Annotated in this window: 16 protein-coding genes and 1 pseudogene; 7 read left to right on the plus strand and 10 right to left on the minus strand. The window is 43.3% G+C overall.

The genetic code is table 11. The annotated features are described in order from the left end of the window. Positions 1-289 precede the first annotated feature (289 nt). Positions 290-1,432, plus strand: a complete 1,143-nt coding sequence (locus tag AACX68_RS19570) for a DSD1 family PLP-dependent enzyme (protein ID WP_228860227.1) — start codon at positions 290-292, stop codon at positions 1,430-1,432. 139 nt (positions 1,433-1,571) lie between these two features. Here the strand turns inward: AACX68_RS19570 and ssb1 are convergent, their stop codons facing one another. After that, positions 1,572-2,093, minus strand: coding sequence for a single-stranded DNA-binding protein SSB1 (gene ssb1, locus AACX68_RS19575; RefSeq protein ID WP_099123536.1), 522 nt, complete (start codon positions 2,091-2,093; stop codon positions 1,572-1,574). 450 nt (positions 2,094-2,543) lie between these two features. On the opposite strand from ssb1, the gene uvrA reads away from it, so the two are divergent. From uvrA to AACX68_RS19590, 3 genes are all read left to right on the plus strand, one after another. Beyond that, positions 2,544-5,375 (plus strand): excinuclease ABC subunit UvrA, encoded by a 2,832-nt coding sequence (uvrA, locus tag AACX68_RS19580; protein ID WP_228860228.1) that lies wholly within the window; start codon positions 2,544-2,546, stop codon positions 5,373-5,375. A 248-nt stretch (positions 5,376-5,623) separates the two neighbouring features. Next, complete coding sequence (locus AACX68_RS19585) at positions 5,624-5,782, plus strand: DUF5993 family protein (RefSeq protein WP_169926676.1); 159 nt, start codon at positions 5,624-5,626, stop codon at positions 5,780-5,782. 12 nt (positions 5,783-5,794) lie between these two features. Then, positions 5,795-6,361: a disulfide bond formation protein B gene (locus tag AACX68_RS19590; RefSeq protein ID WP_228860229.1), complete on the plus strand. Its 567-nt coding sequence runs from the start codon at positions 5,795-5,797 to the stop codon at positions 6,359-6,361. A gap of 80 nt (positions 6,362-6,441) precedes the next feature. Here the strand turns inward: AACX68_RS19590 and AACX68_RS19595 are convergent, their stop codons facing one another. The 5 genes from AACX68_RS19595 to dnaB form a co-directional block, all read right to left on the minus strand. Beyond that, positions 6,442-7,569 carry an AAA family ATPase gene (locus AACX68_RS19595; protein ID WP_228860230.1) on the minus strand — a complete coding sequence of 376 codons (1,128 nt, stop codon included), beginning with the start codon at positions 7,567-7,569 and terminating at the stop codon, positions 6,442-6,444. Next, the gene (locus AACX68_RS19600; RefSeq protein ID WP_228860231.1) at positions 7,569-8,273 is read right to left on the minus strand and encodes an RNA ligase family protein; all 705 of its coding nucleotides are present in this window, start codon (positions 8,271-8,273) and stop codon (positions 7,569-7,571) included. Before AACX68_RS19600 ends, AACX68_RS19595 begins: the two co-directional genes overlap by 1 nt. Positions 8,274-8,697: 424 nt before the next feature. Continuing rightward, positions 8,698-9,894: an amino acid aminotransferase gene (locus AACX68_RS19605; protein WP_228860232.1), complete on the minus strand. Its 1,197-nt coding sequence runs from the start codon at positions 9,892-9,894 to the stop codon at positions 8,698-8,700. A 66-nt stretch (positions 9,895-9,960) separates the two neighbouring features. Then, positions 9,961-11,040 (minus strand): alanine racemase, encoded by a 1,080-nt coding sequence (gene alr, locus AACX68_RS19610; RefSeq protein ID WP_228860233.1) that lies wholly within the window; start codon positions 11,038-11,040, stop codon positions 9,961-9,963. Between the two features lie 68 nt (positions 11,041-11,108). Further along, complete coding sequence (gene dnaB, locus AACX68_RS19615; protein ID WP_099123525.1) at positions 11,109-12,518, minus strand: replicative DNA helicase; 1,410 nt, start codon at positions 12,516-12,518, stop codon at positions 11,109-11,111. Positions 12,519-12,697: 179 nt separating this feature from the next. Here dnaB and AACX68_RS19620 point away from each other — a divergent pair, with 179 nt between their 5' ends. Then, the gene (locus AACX68_RS19620) at positions 12,698-13,681 is read left to right on the plus strand and encodes a quinone oxidoreductase (protein ID WP_228860234.1); all 984 of its coding nucleotides are present in this window, start codon (positions 12,698-12,700) and stop codon (positions 13,679-13,681) included. Between the two features lie 21 nt (positions 13,682-13,702). Here AACX68_RS19620 and dusA read toward each other — a convergent pair whose 3' ends face one another. Then, positions 13,703-14,740 (minus strand): tRNA dihydrouridine(20/20a) synthase DusA, encoded by a 1,038-nt coding sequence (dusA, locus tag AACX68_RS19625; protein WP_228860235.1) that lies wholly within the window; start codon positions 14,738-14,740, stop codon positions 13,703-13,705. Between the two features lie 88 nt (positions 14,741-14,828). Here dusA and AACX68_RS19630 point away from each other — a divergent pair, with 88 nt between their 5' ends. After that, positions 14,829-15,923: a tyrosine-type recombinase/integrase gene (locus tag AACX68_RS19630; protein WP_228860236.1), complete on the plus strand. Its 1,095-nt coding sequence runs from the start codon at positions 14,829-14,831 to the stop codon at positions 15,921-15,923. 35 nt (positions 15,924-15,958) lie between these two features. On the opposite strand, the gene AACX68_RS19635 is transcribed toward AACX68_RS19630, so the two are convergent. Further along, positions 15,959-16,366, minus strand: coding sequence for a type II toxin-antitoxin system HicB family antitoxin (locus AACX68_RS19635; protein WP_228860237.1), 408 nt, complete (start codon positions 16,364-16,366; stop codon positions 15,959-15,961). A gap of 101 nt (positions 16,367-16,467) precedes the next feature. Beyond that, positions 16,468-16,608, minus strand: coding sequence for a type II toxin-antitoxin system HicA family toxin (locus tag AACX68_RS19640; protein ID WP_370630315.1), 141 nt, complete (start codon positions 16,606-16,608; stop codon positions 16,468-16,470). A 326-nt stretch (positions 16,609-16,934) separates the two neighbouring features. On the opposite strand from AACX68_RS19640, the gene AACX68_RS19645 reads away from it, so the two are divergent. Next, on the plus strand, positions 16,935-17,972 hold the full coding sequence (locus AACX68_RS19645) for a phage tail fiber protein (RefSeq protein WP_228860238.1): 1,038 nt from the start codon (positions 16,935-16,937) through the stop codon (positions 17,970-17,972). 68 nt (positions 17,973-18,040) lie between these two features. Here AACX68_RS19645 and AACX68_RS20225 read toward each other — a convergent pair. After that, positions 18,041-18,134, minus strand: a pseudogene (locus AACX68_RS20225) (IS982 family transposase); the annotation flags it as partial.

An 18,134-nucleotide genomic window follows, 5' to 3' on the forward strand; every position in this document is an offset into this window, starting at 1 on the left:
ATTTATGTGGCAGCTTATTCGTAATGTGAAAATTTTTTTGAAAAGGGCCTCGTTAACGAATTGGAAAGAAATGAGAAAAATAAGAGTCTCATCATTATGACAAACTATTTATTATAAAAATATGTTCTATACACAATGGATTTCAAGATGCATCGCGGCGGCAAGGGAGTTCATCCCCGGGAGCATAGATAACTATGTGACTGGGGTGAGCGAGCGCAGCCAACAAAGAGGCAACTTGAAAGACGAAGTGTATACCTGATTAGTTGAAAATTATAAAAGGGGATATGCTATGTCAAATCCAGCTTGGTTAAGTAAACTTGAAACTCCTTTCCTTTTAATTGATGAATCACGTTTTATCCGCAATATTGATCGGCTCTATAAACATATTGGGCTTCTTGGCTGTAAGATACGCCCTCACCTGAAAACCCTGCGCTCTCCCGAAGCCGCAAAATATCTTCTGAAAGACTCTTCATCCCCTGCTACCGTTTCCACGCTGGCAGAAGCAGAAGGCTTTGTTAAAGCGGGTTGCACCAATATTTTGTACGCTGTAGGTATTGCACCCCATAAGCTGGCTCGTGTGGCAAATCTTCTTAATAAAGGGATCAATATTCACATCCTGCTTGATACGCCAGAACAAGCCTTAGCAGTAGCTGAATATGCAAAAGCCAATAGTGTGATCTTTTCCGTATTTATTGAAATTGACTGTGACGACCATCGGGGCGGGCTCCAGCCAGATAGTGATGAACTCATTAAACTGGCAAAGATGGTTGACGGCAATGGTGCCACTCTGACAGGCCTGCTGACTCATGCAGGAGGATCCTACTCATGCCGAACGGGGGAACAACTCAAGGCAGCAGCGAAGGCAGAATGTGATGCCGTTAGGCAAGCCGCCAGACGTATCAGAGAAGCGGGTATTGCCTGTCCGATTTTGAGTGTGGGTTCTACACCAACTGCACACTATGTCGAAGATTTGACTGGTATTACTGAAGTAAGGGCTGGCGTTTTTTCTACTTTTGATTTGGTCATGAAAAACGTGGGAGTCTGTACGTTAGATGATATTGCTATGTCTGTTGTGACAACCGTTATCGGTCATAATAAAGAAAAAGGCTGGATTCTGATTGATGCCGGATGGATGGCAATGTCCAGAGATCGCGGTACTGCTGAAGGCCCGATAGATTATGGTTATGGGCAGGTTTGCAATCTGGATGGATACCCTTACCCTGATTTATGTGTCTCGATGACGAATCAGGAACATGGCATCATTGTATTACCTTCCGAATCAAGCATGAAAACAGAAGATTTCCCTGTAGGTATGAGGTTACGTATCCTGCCTAACCATGCCTGTGCAACCGCCTCCATGCACTTACAATATCAGGTTCTGAAGCAAGGTTCGTCGGAACAGGAAACATGGCACCGTATTACTGGCTGGTGATATTAATACAAAATGAACTTGCAAAAAGCCAACCCTAGTCAACCCAAAAAATAAATATATTTTATAAATTATGATAAAAAAACCCCGTAAAAACGGGGTGTTAAATACTCTTCTTTATAGAAGTACTCTATGGCATCCCTTAGAACGGGATATCATCATCAAAATCCATTGGTGGCTCATTGCTCTGTGGAGCCGGAGACTGTGCCGGACGAGATGATGGCGCACCGCCGCCACTGAACTGCTGAGATGCCTGTGGCTGTTGTGGCTGGCCCCAGCCGCCTTGTGCCGGAGCATCCTGTGATGCGCCACCACGGCCGCCTAGCATCTGCATTGTGCCGCCAATTGGGTTAACCACGACTTCAGTGGTGTAACGATCCTGACCACTTTGATCCTGCCATTTGCGAGTCTGCAACGCGCCTTCGATGTAGACCTGAGAACCTTTACGCAGGTATTCACCAGCTACTTCTGCCAGTTTGCCGAACATGACCACACGGTGCCATTCGGTCTTCTCTCTCATCTCACCGGTTTGCTTATCACGCCAGCTCTCGGACGTGGCCAGAGTAATGTTGGCAACTGCACCGCCGTTCGGCATATAGCGAACTTCCGGATCCTGCCCCAAATTACCCACTAAAATAACTTTGTTTACGCCTCTGCTGGCCATTCGGAATACTCCTGATGAAATGATTTTTTGCTAAAAACGGACTTCTGTAATTATAAGCAACGTAGTTTATCATGCGAGGCTTAACTTTAAATAAAAACCCGTTATCTTAATTCTTTGCGAAGCGCATCGTACTTTATTCCCTCCATCTTTCAAGCAACTTCTTGAATTAGATTGGTTGCGCTCACTTCCCTCAGTCACATTCGATGCCTATGTTCATCCCTTTTCTATCGCTTATCAGACTGAAATTAAAAGGGCATATACCCTTGAGAATTTTTTTAAACCATTACTTGGTCCTTCAAAACGGTCTATATAGCAATCGAAATTGCTTGATATACACTGTAATGGTTACGCATAAATCCTGTTAAATACTGTATATCCATTCAGCAGGGTTTGTGCAATAATACCGCGTTTATTTGTTGAGCACGATCAATATAATCTGGGTAATGGTAAATGGATAACATCGAAGTTCGGGGCGCCCGCACCCATAATCTCAAGAATATCAATCTGGTAATCCCCCGTGACAAACTGATAGTCATCACGGGGTTATCTGGCTCCGGTAAGTCTTCTCTGGCTTTCGATACACTGTATGCGGAAGGTCAGCGTCGCTATGTAGAGTCTCTCTCTGCATATGCCCGCCAGTTTTTATCACTGATGGAAAAACCGGATGTCGACCACATTGAAGGCCTGTCTCCTGCCATTTCCATTGAACAGAAATCAACTTCCCATAACCCGCGTTCAACTGTCGGTACAATTACCGAAATTCACGATTATCTCCGCCTGCTGTTTGCCCGTGTCGGTGAGCCTCGTTGCCCTGAGCATGATATTCCGCTGGCTGCACAAACAATCAGCCAGATGGTAGATAATGTACTGATGCTGCCGGAAGGCCAACGCCTGATGTTACTTGCCCCCGTGGTTAAAGAGCGTAAAGGGGAACATTCCAAGCTGTTGGATAATCTTGCAGCACAAGGTTATATCCGTGCCCGTATTGATGGTGAAGTGTGTGACCTTTCCGATCCTCCCAAACTGGAATTACAGAAAAAACATACGATTGAAGTCGTCATCGACCGTTTCAAAGTACGCTCTGATTTAGCTCAGCGTCTGGCAGAATCTTTTGAGACAGCATTAGAGCTTTCTGGCGGTACGGCGGTTGTCGCCAATATGGATGATGATAAGGCTGAAGAGCTTATTTTCTCCGCTAATTTCGCCTGCCCAATGTGTGGCTACAGCATGAGCGAACTGGAACCACGCCTGTTTTCTTTCAACAACCCTGCCGGAGCCTGTTCGACTTGTGATGGTTTAGGTGTCCAGCAATTCTTCGATCCTGATCGTGTTGTACAAAATGGCGGTATTTCCCTCGCCGGTGGCGCAATCCGTGGATGGGATCGCCGTAATTTTTATTACTTTCAGATGCTGAAATCGCTGGCAGATCATTACAAATTTGATATAGAAACACCGTTTGATGAATTAAATGCTTCCATTAAAAAAGCCGTTTTATATGGCTCAGGCAAAGAAACCATCGAGTTCAGATATACCAATGATCGTGGCGATATCACTGTCCGCAAGCACCCATTTGAAGGTGTTCTGCACAATATGGAGCGCCGCTATAAAGAGACCGAATCTTCTGCTGTACGGGAAGAGTTAGCCAAATATATCAGTAATCGTTCCTGTATTTCGTGTGAAGGCACCCGGCTACGCAAAGAAGCACGTTTTGTCTTTATTGAAAATACGACCCTGCCACAGATTTCTGATTTCAGCATCGGCCACGCGATGGAGTTTTTCCAGAACATCAAATTAAGTGGCCAGCGCGCAAAGATTGCCGAGAAAGTGCTGAAGGAGATCGGTGATCGCCTGAAATTTCTGGTGAATGTTGGCCTGAATTATCTGACTCTTTCCCGCTCAGCTGAAACTCTTTCCGGTGGTGAGGCTCAGCGTATCCGTCTGGCAAGTCAGATTGGTGCCGGTCTGGTTGGTGTGATGTATGTGCTGGATGAGCCTTCTATTGGTCTCCACCAACGTGATAATGAGCGCTTATTGGAGACGTTGCTGCATCTGCGTAATCTGGGTAATACCGTTATTGTCGTTGAGCATGATGAAGATGCCATCCGTGCTGCCGATCATATTATTGATATCGGGCCGGGAGCGGGTGTACATGGCGGTGAGGTTGTTGCTGAAGGTTCTATCGATAACATTATGGCAAGTAAGGAATCTCTCACAGGAAAATTCCTGAGTGGTGAGCGTAAGATTGCCATCCCGGAACAGCGTATTGTTGCTGATCCTGACAAAATGCTGAAATTGATTGGCGCAAAAGGCAATAATCTGAAAAAAGTGACATTAAACCTGCCCGTTGGCTTGTTTACATGTGTCACTGGGGTTTCAGGCTCCGGTAAATCGACATTAATCAACGATACGTTATTCCCAATTGCACAACGCCAGTTAAACGGTGCTACCAACATCAATCCAGCGCCTTATGTGGATATTCAGGGTCTGGAACATTTCGACAAAGTCATTGATATTGACCAAAGCCCTATCGGCAGAACACCCCGCTCAAACCCGGCCACTTATACCGGGGTATTTACCCCAGTAAGAGAATTGTTTGCCGGTGTGCCTGAATCCCGTACTCGTGGTTATACTCCGGGGCGTTTTAGTTTCAATGTCAAAGGTGGGCGCTGTGAGGCCTGTCAGGGTGACGGGGTCATTAAGGTTGAAATGCATTTCCTGCCTGATATTTATGTTCCCTGTGATCATTGTAAAGGGAAGCGCTATAACCGTGAAACACTGGAAATTAAATACAAGGGCAAGAATATTAATGAAGTGCTGAATATGACTATCGAAGAAGCACGTGAGTTTTTCGATGCAGTTCCAGCCCTTGCCCGTAAATTACAAACACTGATAGATGTCGGTCTCTCCTATATCCGGCTTGGGCAATCCGCTACTACCCTTTCAGGTGGTGAAGCCCAGCGGGTTAAATTAGCACGCGAATTATCCAAACGGGGTACAGGCCAGACACTCTATATTCTTGATGAACCAACGACCGGGTTACATTTTGCCGATATTCAACAGTTACTGGCTGTCCTGCATCAACTGCGGGATCAGGGAAATACCATTGTTGTTATCGAGCATAATCTGGATGTGATTAAAACTTCGGACTGGATTGTCGACCTTGGCCCGGAAGGCGGCAGCGGTGGTGGTGAAATATTAGTAGCAGGAACGCCAGAAGAAGTTGCGAAGTGTAAAAACTCTCATACTGCACGTTTCCTGAAAGGAATACTTAATAATAATTAATGTTATATTCAAGATGACAATCAATAAAAAACCTCTCTTCTGTGGGAGGTTTTTTTTAAGTTAATATTTTCTAATACCTAAGATACCTTCATCTATGTATTTAGAATAATAATAAACTTAATTATATCAGTGAACTATTCTTACATTGACTTCATCATTGCATTTAACAGATATGAGTAATCATATTAGATGTGCAATTATTCCATAATGATATAACATATTCTATGAACTTATAATGGAGATTAAATATGTATATGTTTTTACCATTTTTGATTGCGCTAGTTATTATTATCACTGTCGTGGCTGGCAAGAAAAAACTCACTTATGCACTTTGGTTTGCCTTATTAATCATCACGGTATTTTGGTTTAAATATCATGCTACTGATGCACTGAATCTTTCTTTTTAACCGGAGGCCGTAATGAGTAATTCTATGTCAGCATCTCGCAACCTCAATCCAGCTATTACCTTGAATATTCTTGGTTTGTTTGGCATCTGTGTCATTTTAACTGTCGCTTTTTATTATCAGCTGGCACGTTTTGAACTTCCTTGCCCATTATGTCTGTTACAACGTGCAGGCATCATTATGATCGGCTTTGGCTTTCTATTTAATATTTATTTAGGTGTCAAAAATGCTCACTACAGCTTCTCTCTAATAGGCTGTATCGTAACCGGCTTTGTTGCCATGCGTCAGGTTTCTTTGCATATCCTGCCGGGAGATACAGGATATGGTTCCACTTTCCTTGGGTTGCACTTCTATACTTGGGCAGCGGTTATGTCCATTCTTACTATTATCGCTATTGCTGTCATTATGCCTTTGAAAGCAGGTAACCATGATCCAGTAAAATCTTCACCGCATATACTCGGCAAACTTGCTATGGGATTATTCGCTATTTTAATCGCCGCGAATCTGGTTTCTACCATTCTGGAATGCGGTAGCGGGCAATGTGATGATAACCCGACATTTTATCAGTTATTACAGAAATAACTGTTTGTTATCGTTATAGAAAAAAGAAGGCTGATACACTTAGCCTTCTCCTATTCTACCAAAGGGAACTCAGCAACAACTTATCCCGATATTAATAATCCGTTGATAAAATAACAAACTTCATGTGCTTCTTCAGGAGTAGGCACTTCCAGCTTGGAAAGCATTCTGTCCATCACTTTATCCGGAACGACATATTGGCGATGGTTATTTTGCTGCCGCCACTGTTTATGCCCCTGTTCGATATAAACAATCTTAACTCTCGCGTTGTAACTGACAAATAACTTGATAATTTGCTGACGTATTTGCACTGTTAGATTAGTCGCATTCCAGATAAAGTCCTGCTGGTTACGCAATTTTTCTCTGGCCTGTTTTTTCGCCTGTTGCACAACCCAACCAGTAGCATTTTTATCTTCCGGACTTATTTGATGCTGACGGCGAATATTATCCAGACTAATAACAGCTCTTTCTGGATAATATTGGCGGATAAAATGATCCTTTCCCATGCCCGGCAATCCACATAATAGAATGACCTGACTGCCATAATTATCGTAAGGCTGATAATCCGGCTGTTCACTTTCTGTAGAAAAATAATGAAAACGGGCTTCTGACGAAGGAAATTGCCGTGCATTACGCCAACAATTTTGCTCACGACAATAAAGTTCAAACAGATCTATGCGTTCCAGCAGCTCCTGCGAATCATGACACTCTCGCCCTAAAACATCCGCTTTTGCCAACAAAGCTAATAGATAAGTATCAACACGCAGCGACGCTGCCAGCAGAGCTTTCTGTGGCTCAGGTTTCTCCATCAGCCATAATGGCAAGCCATGAAAACGAACCAAAGCAGCCACTTGTTCACGTATCGCAAATGGCGTCGCTACTTGCTGAAACAAAATCTGCCTGACAGTTAATTCACCTTTACGGGCATGGCCGGGGGAAATAATTCGCCCATCTAAGTCTATCCGCGTAGTACTTCGCTTTTCCACATCATGCAATAAAGCCGACGCCCAGAGAATTTCCTGCTCTTCTTGCTCCAGTGCTTGATACTCAGGCAATTGCACCAGCGCAGACAATACCATTTGTGTATGAATGGCAACATCACCTTCGGCATGATGAATAGGATCCTGCTGAACGCCACTCATATCCGCGATAAAAGAGAATGTGTCAGATAAATAATGCCATGTTTTATTTTCACTGAATAACCAGTTCATTATCTATCTCCATTCATATATTCAAAGTAGAGGGGTGCCCGTTGCCAGTGTCGCTTCCAGTGAATATCGGTTTTCACATGATTTTTACGTACATATTTAAAGACATTGTGTGAAAAATCAGTAACTGAATATTCACCTGCATTACGGCTGACGATCCCTTCCATTGAGCAAGACTGTTTTGTTTTTGTATCCCATGAAGAGAAATAACTTTCTTGTTTTGCTGTTTGAATAATATTGTCAATAAATGCAGATTCATTCCGTGTTTCAGGAATAACTATTTCCGGAATAGTGGGAAAATCAAATAAATCAGCGTAAAACTTTACTTCTTCCCAACTCAGCCACATATCTTTCATACGCACAGCAAAAACAAAGAAATATTCTTCAAGATGCCGATACTCAATAGAATGAATCGCATACAGATTCTCGCCAAAAATCTCGATATTACCGAGATCGCCCTTCATTAATTGCCAGCGCTGACGGATTTGTTGTGTCCATGCAGATTGCGTTGGCGCAGCATGAGAACGAGCAAAGACACCGTGCTGATTCAGACAGTTATTTTCACCATCTAACTTTTCGGTGTGAATAAGATGAGTAATGTTGTGTATATCCTGCCACCAGTCATGATTAATACGATCATCACTGGTGGTACCCGGAGAAAACGGATAATGAAACGTTCTACCGTACTTTCTTGATTGCATATCCATAATGCTTTAGCTCTTTTAAATTATCCCAATAAAAGCGAATTACGCTTTTACAGATTAATATTTATCTCAATCTTTAGTGAAAGAGTTTAAGAGTTAGCATTACATTTTCTTTATTCCCGGTAGATGAATATCTTAAATTAAAAGACCAGATATAATATTCAGATATATTTAATAGAAGTGAATAAAAAACAGCAGAATGCCCGCTACTATATAGAAAGTGATTATAAATTAATACAATAATTAATTTATAATCATAAAATAACAGATAAAAATCTACTATTATCATTTTAATTAGTGATATCTATTACATCAGAAAAAATCCCTTATTCAATACCAGAACAAGGGACTATACATATCGTATTTCGAGTTGCCTCTCTAGTTAGCTACGGTGCAACTCGATATCTATTGGGCACATAGTGAATACCTAACGACTCACAGCCACAAATGCTTCAACAACACGTTGTACATTATGATGATTCACACCCGCCATACAAACCCGGCCGGATTCAATCAGATAAACAGCAAATTCTTCACGCAGACGAACAACCTGTTCAGTGCTAAATCCGGTATAACTGAACATGCCACGCTGTTTAAGCAAATGATCAAAGTTTTTCTCCGGTAATGCTTCTTTCAATGCAGATACCAGCACAGTTCGCATTTCCCGAATACGCAAACGCATCTGTTCAACTTCTCTCAGCCACTGTTCCCTCAGTAATGGATCAGCTAATACTCTCGCCACAACCTGACCGCCAAAATTAGGCGGACTGGAATAAATACGACGTACGCAGGCTTTTAGCTGCCCCAAGACACATTCTTTCGTTTCTTCATCGTCGCAAATAACCGATAAACCACCAACGCGCTCGCCATATAAGGAAAATATTTTTGAGAATGAATTACTGACAAAGCAAGGTAGTTCCGCACTCGCCATCGCCCTAATTGCATAAACATCTTCTTCAATGCCTTCAGCAAATCCCTGATAAGCGATATCAAGAAATGGGATTAACTTTTGCTCTTTAACTACCTGAATGACCTGATCCCATTGGTCATTCGTCAGATCAGACCCTGTTGGATTATGGCAACAAGGGTGCATCAAGATAATACTTTTTGCTGGTAATTGCCGGAACGTTGCCAGCATTTCATCAAATTTTACCCCTTTGGTTTTATCATCAAAGTAAGGGTAATAATTTACTTTTATCCCTGCCCCAGAGAATATTGAAGCATGGTTTTCCCATGTAGGGTCACTGCACCATACTTCAGAATCAGGAAAATAACGATGCAAAAAGTCAGCACCGACTTTCAGTGCCCCTGACCCGCCGACTGTCTGGATAGTTGCAATGCGATTTTGCTGCAATATTAAATGATCTTTACCGAATAATAATTCCTGAACTGCCAGCCGGTAAGCCATTAAACCTTCCATTGGAAGATAAAGAGAAGCAGACTGTGGCAGAGTACTTATTTGTTCTTCTGCGGTTGCAACAGCCTGCAATTGGGGAGTTATACCCTGCTCATCGTAATAAAGCCCAATGCTCAAGTTAACCTTTTCTGGGCGGGGATCTTTTTTAAACGCTTCCGATAACGAAAGAATAGGATCACCTGCGTAAGCATCAACATTCTGGAACACGATGTTATACCTCTATTACCTAAATGATATTAAAGACACGGTAACAGACAATATAACTGAACCCGATTATTCGTCCAGATATTCCATCGCAACGCGTGAAGTTAATTTTGTGATGAGTTCATAGGCACTAATCCCTGTATATTCGGCGACTTTTTCCACTGGCAGGACTTTACCCCAGAGGATAACATCATCACCCACTTTATCCTGACAGTCCGGTCCTAAATCTACCGTGATCATATCCATGGATACCCGCCCAACAAGGGAGACTTTACGCCCATTAATAAATACCGGTGTACCCGATAATGCACTGCGGGGGTAACCATCACCATATCCGATCGCTACAACGCCTAAATTGGTATCACGTTCACTGATCCAAGTGCCGCCGTAACCTACCGCTTCACCCGCTTTGTGTTTACGTACAGCGATTAAGCTGGATTTCAATGTCATTGCGGGCATTAAACTGAAATCATCCGCGGTCTTATCTGCCATTGGTGATGCGCCATACATCATAATGCCGGGGCGAACCCAGTCCAGATGTGCCTGTGGCCACAGCAGAATTCCGCCGGATGCTGAAATGGATTTTTCACCCGCTTTATCTGCAACAAATAACTTAAATTGCTCAATCTGCTGATGAGTAGTATCCACCAGAGGTTCATCTGCCTGACTAAAGTGGCTAATAATATTCACAGGCTGTTCAATATTACGGCAACGGCTCAAACGTTGGTAAAAATCTTCTGCTTCATCAATACGAACGCCAAGACGGTGCATTCCCGTATCCAATTTCATCCATACTTTAATTGGGTGAGGTAAATCAGCTTGTTCCAGAGCTTCCAGCTGTTCAATACTGTGCACTACGGTTTCAATATGATTGACAACCAAAATAGGTAAGTCAGATGCCCCCAAAAAACCTTCCAGTAGCAGAATGGGTTTGATAACCCCACCACTACGCAGAGCCAGAGCTTCCCCTATTCGTGCAACACCAAAACAATCTGCGCTTTCCATCGTATACGCAGTTTCCAATAAACCATGTCCATAGGCGTTTGCTTTCACAACTGCAATGATTTTACTGTCAGGAGCTTTCACCCGAACCTGTTGCAGGTTGTGTCGCAGAGCGCGGCGGTCGATAACAGCAGTTGCCGCTTTCATTTTTTCCCCTTTTTTATACTTTCTTCCAATCAATTGGTTTGGATAAATAGGTTTATTTTTAAACTGGGTTATTCATCGCTATAGCTTGGCCCAGCATAGTTATCAAATCGCGACCATTGACCGTTGAATGTCAGCCTTACCGTACCGATTGGGCCGTTACGCTGTTTACCAAGGATAATTTCCGCTACACCTTTCAGTTCACTGTTATCGTGATATACCTCATCACGATAGATAAACATGATTAAATCAGCATCCTGCTCGATAGAGCCTGATTCACGCAGGTCAGAGTTCACCGGACGCTTATCAGCGCGCTGCTCCAGACTACGGTTAAGCTGAGAGAGAGCCACAACCGGCACCTGTAATTCTTTCGCCAACGCTTTGAGGGAACGGGATATTTCTGCAATTTCCAGTGTTCGGTTATCGGAGAGGGAAGGCACTCGCATTAACTGCAGGTAGTCGATCATGATCATGCTAAGCCCGCCATGTTCGCGGAAAACTCTTCTTGCTCGGGAGCGCACTTCAGTAGGAGTCAGGCCGGATGAATCATCAATATACATATTGCGTTTTTCCAGCAAAATCCCCATGGTGCTGGAAATTCGGGCCCAGTCCTCATCATCAAGCTGACCCGTTCGAATACGCGTCTGATCTACACGGGAAAGCGACGCCAGCATACGCATCATGATCTGATTACCGGGCATCTCCAGACTGAAAATCAGAACCGGTTTATCCTGCATCATCGCTGCGTTTTCACACAAGTTCATCGCAAAAGTTGTTTTACCCATCGAAGGACGTGCTGCAACGATGATCAAGTCTGATTTTTGCAGACCCGCCGTTTTCTTATCCAGATCTTGATAGCCCGTGGAAACTCCCGTTACGCCATCATGTGGACGCTGATAAAGCTGCTCAATGCGCTCAACGGTTTCTTCAAGGATTTGTTCAATACCTTTCGGGCCTTCATCTTTACTTGCCCGGGTTTCTGCTATCTGGAATACACGAGATTCCGCCAGATCCAACAATTCTTCACTGGTTCGCCCTTGTGGGTCATATCCTGCATCGGCGATTTCATTAGCAACCGCAATCATATCGCGAACGACAGCACGTTCACGGACAATATCTGCATAAGCATTGATATTTGCGGCACTTGGCGTATTTTTTGACAATTCTGCCAGATAGCCAAAACCACCGACATTATCCAGCTCCCCATTTAACTCCAGAGATTCTGATAATGTAATCAAGTCAATAGGTTTGCCTGTTTCAAGCAAACGCTGCATTTCAGAAAAAATACGTCGATGTGGGCGGCTGAAAAAATCATTACTGGTGACACGCTCGGATACGTTATCCCAACGTTCATTATCCAGCATCAAACCGCCCAACACGGATTGCTCTGCTTCCAAAGAGTGTGGTGGAAGTTTCAGCCCTTCCACTTGGCGATCTTTTGGTTCAGCCATACTGTTGTTAGTTGGTTTTCTTCCAGCCATGTAGTACATCAATCCACTAAACAAGAACGAAATAGCGCATCAGTATACGCCATGAAAACAACCTTGAGTAATTATATATAGTCTGCAATGATTTCAGATACATTTACGCTGTTTGCAGCGATTTCTTTGCAAACGTGCGAGGCTGTTCCCAATATTTCCAGAATGATAAGAGAGCAACCATGGCAAAACACATCATATTTTCCGCCACCGGCGGCCCAGAAGTACTCAAATATAGTGAATTTACCCCTGTTGACCCTGCGCCTGATGAAGTCCAAGTTGAAAATAAAGCCATCGGAATTAATTATATTGATACTTATGTCCGCAGTGGGCTTTACCCAACAGCAAGCCTTCCCAGTGGGTTAGGCACTGAAGCTGCCGGAATTGTCACAAAAGTTGGCTCGAATGTGTCATACATCAAAATCGGGGATCGTGTAGCGTATGCTCAATCCGGTCTGGGTGCATATAGTGAAGTACATAATGTCCCTGCCAACAAGTTAACTATTCTTCCTGATACTATTTCATTTGAGCAGGCAGCCGCTTCCCTTTTGAAAGGGCTGACAGTTTATTACCTTTTCTATCAGACATATAAGATTCTTGAAGGTGAAACTTTTCTGTTTCATGCAGCAGCAGGTGGGGTGGGGTTGATTGCCTGCCAGTGGGCAAAAGCATTAGGTGCAAAATTGATTGGCACCGTTGGTTCAGATGAAAAAGCTCGCCTTGCTCAAAACGCAGGCGCGTGGCAGGCCATCAATTATAATCGTGAAAATATTGTGGAACGCGTTTTGGAACTTACCAACGGGCAAAAAGTTGATGTCGTTTATGATTCCGTCGGTCAGGCTACATGGCTGGATTCACTTGATTCGCTAGCACCAAGGGGGTTGATGGTCAGTTTCGGAAACGCTTCGGGCGCAGTAACCGGTGTAAATGTCGGGCTTCTCAACCAGAAAGGTTCGCTATTCCTTACCCGCCCTTCTATTCACGGATATATCACTACGCGGGAAGAGTTAGCAGAAGCGAGCAAAACACTATTTGACTTCATTGCCAATGGAAAAATCAAAGTCGATGTGCCAGAAAACCAAAAATTTCCACTAAGCGAGGCGGTCAGGGCACACCAGATACTTGAAAGCCGCGCAACTCACGGTTCCAGCTTATTAATCCCGTAATTTCTAAAATACCTGAGCGGATCACATCCGCTCTGTTACCATTTCCAGTGCTTTTTCAACGACCATAATATCCGAACCTGGTTTATGTGCATTTTCGCTCAGATGACGACGCCATTGGCGTGCGCCGGGAATACCCTGAAAAATGCCCAGAATATGGCGGGTAATGTGGCCTAAATAAGTACCGTTTGACAATTCCTGCTCGATATAAGGATAAAGAGCTTTAACCGCATCTACCGTATTCGTTACTTGAGCGTTTTGGTCGAATAATTCACGATCCACATGCGCCAGAATCGATGGATTCTGATAGGCTTCACGTCCGATCATCACACCATCCACATGTTTCAAATGTTGTTTCGCTTCTTCCAAAGTCTTAATTCCACCATTAATAGAAAGCGTCAGTTGTGGAAAATCTTTTTTCAGTTGATAGACTCGTGGATAATCCAGCGGTGGAATTTCGCGGTTTTCTTTAGGACTCAAACCAGATAACCACGCCTTGCGCGCATGGATAACAAAATTATTACAGGCGCTTTTTTGCACAACAGTATCAATAAAATCGCACAGGAACTCGTAACTATCCTGTTCATCAATACCGATACGAGTTTTTACTGTTACTGGGATATCCACCACATCCTGCATTGCTTTGACGCAATCCGCAACCAATGTAGCGTCCCCCATCAGACAGGCACCAAAACGACCATTTTGTACACGATCAGACGGACAACCAACATTCAGGTTGATTTCATCGTAACCACGTTCCTGCGCGATCTTAGCACACTGCGCCAGCGCCTGAGGCTCACTACCGCCCAATTGTAGTGCTAATGGATGCTCTTGCTCGTTATAAGCCAGATAATTTCCTTTACCGTGAATAATCGCACCTGTAGTGACCATTTCAGTGTAAAGCAAAGCTTCTTTACTTAGCAGGCGATGGAAGTATCGACAATGACGATCCGTCCAATCCAGCATCGGCGCAACGGAGAAGCGGGAAGGTTTGAATTTTCCTGAACTTTCCTTTGTTATACTGCTTACTACAGGTTTTTCTGTTTTTCTATTTTCGTGCATTTTAATACGTTTTAGGCTATTTTCGGTTTATCGGTACACCATCCAGTACACCACACCCAATGGTGTACTGGTGCCTGAGAGGTAAATCATGGCCTATTATAACATAGTGAAGCGCCCTCGCGCTGATGGCACTATAAGATATCGCTGCACAGCTGGTATAAAAGAAGGCGGCAAGCATCTTCATCGTGAAACGAAAACATTTGGTAAGATGTCTCAAGCCAAAAGTTGGGGGGCTAAACGGGCAGCGGAACTGGAGGAAAGCGGAATTCCCTCAAGTGGCGATACTGCCGGTATAACTGTAAGGGATTTATTGTATAAATATATCCACGATCCCAACTTAGGGGGAAAAGCAGGAAGAACAAAAAAGTATGTGTTAAACATGCTGATGGATTGTCATATCGCAAGTATATACTTATCTGAATTATCAGAAAGCCATGTTATTGATCATTGCCGCTACAGAATGGAAAGTGGAGCATCTCCAGCAACAATTAATCATGATGTTAGCTACTTAACCTCTGTTATAGCATCTGCCAAGCCTGTTTATGGCATAAATTACACGTCAAATCCTTCGCATGAAGCTAGGCCATTATTGATAAAAATGGGGTTGATTGGAAAATCAAACCGCCGCAGTCGTCGTCCTGTTAATGATGAACTTGATAGATTAATAGAAGGACTACGTAAACGCGCAGATCATAGGGCTGCCCATATTCCATACTTGGATATTTTAAATTTTTCTATTCTCAGCTGTATGCGTATAGGTGAGATCTGCAAAATCAGGTGGGATGATATTAATGAGAAACAAAAGTCAGTCATTGTAAGGGATAGGAAAGATCCGAGGAAAAAGGCAGGCAATCACATGTCAGTTCCACTCCTAGGTGAAGCATGGGAAATAGTGCAGCGTCAGCCCAAAAAGGGAGAATTAATATTTCCCTATAACCCTAGAAGCGTATCTGCTGGATTTCAACGAGTTCGTAATGCTCTGGGGATAGAAGATATTCGATATCACGACATGCGAAGAGAAGGTGCTAGCCGTCTTTTTGAGGCTGGTTTTTCAATTGAGGAAGTTGCCCAAGTGACTGGACACCGATCTTTGAATGTACTTTGGCAAGTTTATACAGAACTGTATCCGAAATCACTTCATGATAAGTTTGGTGAACTGATGAAAAATAAAAGTGAAACATGATTAAGAATTAAAAAAGCCGCATTACGCGGCTCAATTTAGGAGTGTGCAATTTCTTTACGTGCCAATTCAGCTAAAAAAGCAGAACGGTTTTTATAGTGACCGTTTCTCTCAATGTAGCGATCTATCGCGGTTAACAAATTGCCAGGCATCGTCAGATTGAATTTAATCGCCTTTGATTCATATTTCGCGGGGTCTAGTTCAATCAATGCAATCATCCCGCCATCTTCCGTTAAGCGTGGATCATTGATGTACTCAGATGGGTCTTTCGGCGCTGGGACATATCCTCCTTGCTCAGTTAAAACCTCCATATGCTGACCGAAAGCACTTTCAGCATCACGGATAGTCTCTTCTAACGTGTTGCCAGCGAAAAAACAGCCGTCAGCATCAGGAAAATAACCGTCAAAACCCTCTTCTGTTTTAAAAATAAAGAGCGGATAAATCATAATATTACCTCGTCATAGGATGATGAGTAGCGCAGAGAAGGAGCGGTATGTCCGCTCCTTAATTATTTCCTGAATTTTTCTGTGCCTGTCGGAGAATCCCCTTATGACGAATCTTTTCTCGGATGCGGTACGGTGATTATCTCTCTGACTCCCGATTTGGTCAGAGTGACATGACTACCGTCTTGTCTCACCTTTACCCAACCGTCAGCCATCAGGCGCTTGATTAACTCTGCACTACTCATCAATCCTCCATTGTGTTGGTGTATAGGTATAACACCCACAAAAATCGATAAGTAGTTATGCTGTACATAAGTTGCCAAAAATAAAAAATATCAATCAGTCAAAGATGAAATTTTCACCAAATTTCAGCAGTCACCTGATAAAATTCATTAATTCCCCGCCTGTCATTTTATGTCATCCTGCCAACAAACATTACCTATCAAATATTAGTCAAGCCCTATTCTCCAGTATTGATGAACCCTTTTATTGATGTTCACCGGCGGAGAAGTCTCCCACCGCCTTCATGTTATTTAGCAATGTGTATTGTTGATTAAATGAGGGAATGAATATGCAAGATAAGAAACCTGATGTACCTGTCTCAGACGAGAGTAATCTCGTGATCGTTGCAACACCGGAATATGTCAAAGAAGCTATTGCAGAACATGCGGCAAGCCGTAATCACCCTTACGCAACCCACGTAGAACCGGGATTCGTTACTTTAAGTAATGAAACAGACAGTGACAGTGAACTAACCGCCGCAACCTCTAAAACTATTAAGAAAACATACGATCTAGCCAGCACCGCAAACAATAATGCTATTAATGCAAATAGCAATGCCGAAAATAGGCTAGCTAAGAATCAGAATGGAGCAGATATTCCGGATAAAGCAGCGTTTGTGAATAATATTGGATTGAGTAATGTGTTGAGGGTCGGTGACTATGGATTAGGAGGGGACAGCGTTGAATTGTCCTCGGGCCAGTCTATCGCCAGTTTGGCTGGAAAAACAGGCTTTTATAGCAAGGCGAATGCTCCTCTCCCTTCCGATGCTCCTTCTGGGGATGGGGCGTTAAAAGTTTTATCAATGGGGTTTGCTCAATGGCCGACACAATTAGCGTTTAATGCGTACCAGAATGTTGCATGGATACGAACTAGAGAATCATGGGATAGTGATTTTAAAGATTGGCGACAATTTTTGATATTAGACTCCAACTGTCATCACGATGACAGTGGTTATATTCGGCAGAGTGCCCCCAATATTCTTATCCAATCTGATGGCAAATTCACCACCAACGACAAATCAGAAGGAGCCACCGCTGAACGTTTATCACAAGGCACTTACCTCATTAAAGGCGTTAAAGGATTCAGTAATGATGAAGCGGTAAGTAGCATCGATATCCCACACTGTCAGAACGATCTGCCAATAGTTTGGGTCAACCATGAGGTTCTACCTGATGGCTCTATCAAATTAATGACCTACCACCGTGAACACTCAGATGCCCCTGCTTTCGCCAGAAATATACGTGAAGGCTACTCTGACGGTGATTTAATCGATATTCCTGATGGCCGATTTGTTTCTGTTCGGGTGCAAATGCCTGATGTTAAATAATCACAATCTTAATTCTTCTGTCGCTTTCAAAATATAGTTTGGAGGTAATACTAACGCGATGCTCGACTTTAACATCCTATAACGTTGGATTGTTGAAGCCAGTCGCGTTGACTTTTACCTTGTTTAAAATTAGCAAAAATACCCAACGTGTGGGAAAGCAGT

The organism is Xenorhabdus sp. PB61.4, from assembly GCF_963894935.1.
Classification (GTDB): domain Bacteria; phylum Pseudomonadota; class Gammaproteobacteria; order Enterobacterales; family Enterobacteriaceae; genus Xenorhabdus; species Xenorhabdus stockiae.

What these genes read in the sequence shown, in the direction of transcription:
- dusA (WP_228860235.1), bottom strand. Translation starts at nt 14,740, where the DNA reads ATGCACGAAAATAGAAAAACAGAAAAACCTGTAGTAAGCAGTATAACA.
- AACX68_RS19590 (WP_228860229.1), top strand. Translation starts at nt 5,795, where the DNA reads ATGAGTAATTCTATGTCAGCATCTCGCAACCTCAATCCAGCTATTACC.
- AACX68_RS19570 (WP_228860227.1), top strand. Translation starts at nt 290, where the DNA reads ATGTCAAATCCAGCTTGGTTAAGTAAACTTGAAACTCCTTTCCTTTTA.
- AACX68_RS19585 (WP_169926676.1), top strand. Translation starts at nt 5,624, where the DNA reads ATGTATATGTTTTTACCATTTTTGATTGCGCTAGTTATTATTATCACT.
- AACX68_RS19640 (WP_370630315.1), bottom strand. Translation starts at nt 16,608, where the DNA reads ATGAGTAGTGCAGAGTTAATCAAGCGCCTGATGGCTGACGGTTGGGTA.
- AACX68_RS19600 (WP_228860231.1), bottom strand. Translation starts at nt 8,273, where the DNA reads ATGGATATGCAATCAAGAAAGTACGGTAGAACGTTTCATTATCCGTTT.
- alr (WP_228860233.1), bottom strand. Translation starts at nt 11,040, where the DNA reads ATGAAAGCGGCAACTGCTGTTATCGACCGCCGCGCTCTGCGACACAAC.
- AACX68_RS19620 (WP_228860234.1), top strand. Translation starts at nt 12,698, where the DNA reads ATGGCAAAACACATCATATTTTCCGCCACCGGCGGCCCAGAAGTACTC.
- AACX68_RS19595 (WP_228860230.1), bottom strand. Translation starts at nt 7,569, where the DNA reads ATGAACTGGTTATTCAGTGAAAATAAAACATGGCATTATTTATCTGAC.
- AACX68_RS19645 (WP_228860238.1), top strand. Translation starts at nt 16,935, where the DNA reads ATGCAAGATAAGAAACCTGATGTACCTGTCTCAGACGAGAGTAATCTC.
- AACX68_RS19630 (WP_228860236.1), top strand. Translation starts at nt 14,829, where the DNA reads ATGGCCTATTATAACATAGTGAAGCGCCCTCGCGCTGATGGCACTATA.
- AACX68_RS19635 (WP_228860237.1), bottom strand. Translation starts at nt 16,366, where the DNA reads ATGATTTATCCGCTCTTTATTTTTAAAACAGAAGAGGGTTTTGACGGT.
- uvrA (WP_228860228.1), top strand. Translation starts at nt 2,544, where the DNA reads ATGGATAACATCGAAGTTCGGGGCGCCCGCACCCATAATCTCAAGAAT.
- ssb1 (WP_099123536.1), bottom strand. Translation starts at nt 2,093, where the DNA reads ATGGCCAGCAGAGGCGTAAACAAAGTTATTTTAGTGGGTAATTTGGGG.
- dnaB (WP_099123525.1), bottom strand. Translation starts at nt 12,518, where the DNA reads ATGGCTGGAAGAAAACCAACTAACAACAGTATGGCTGAACCAAAAGAT.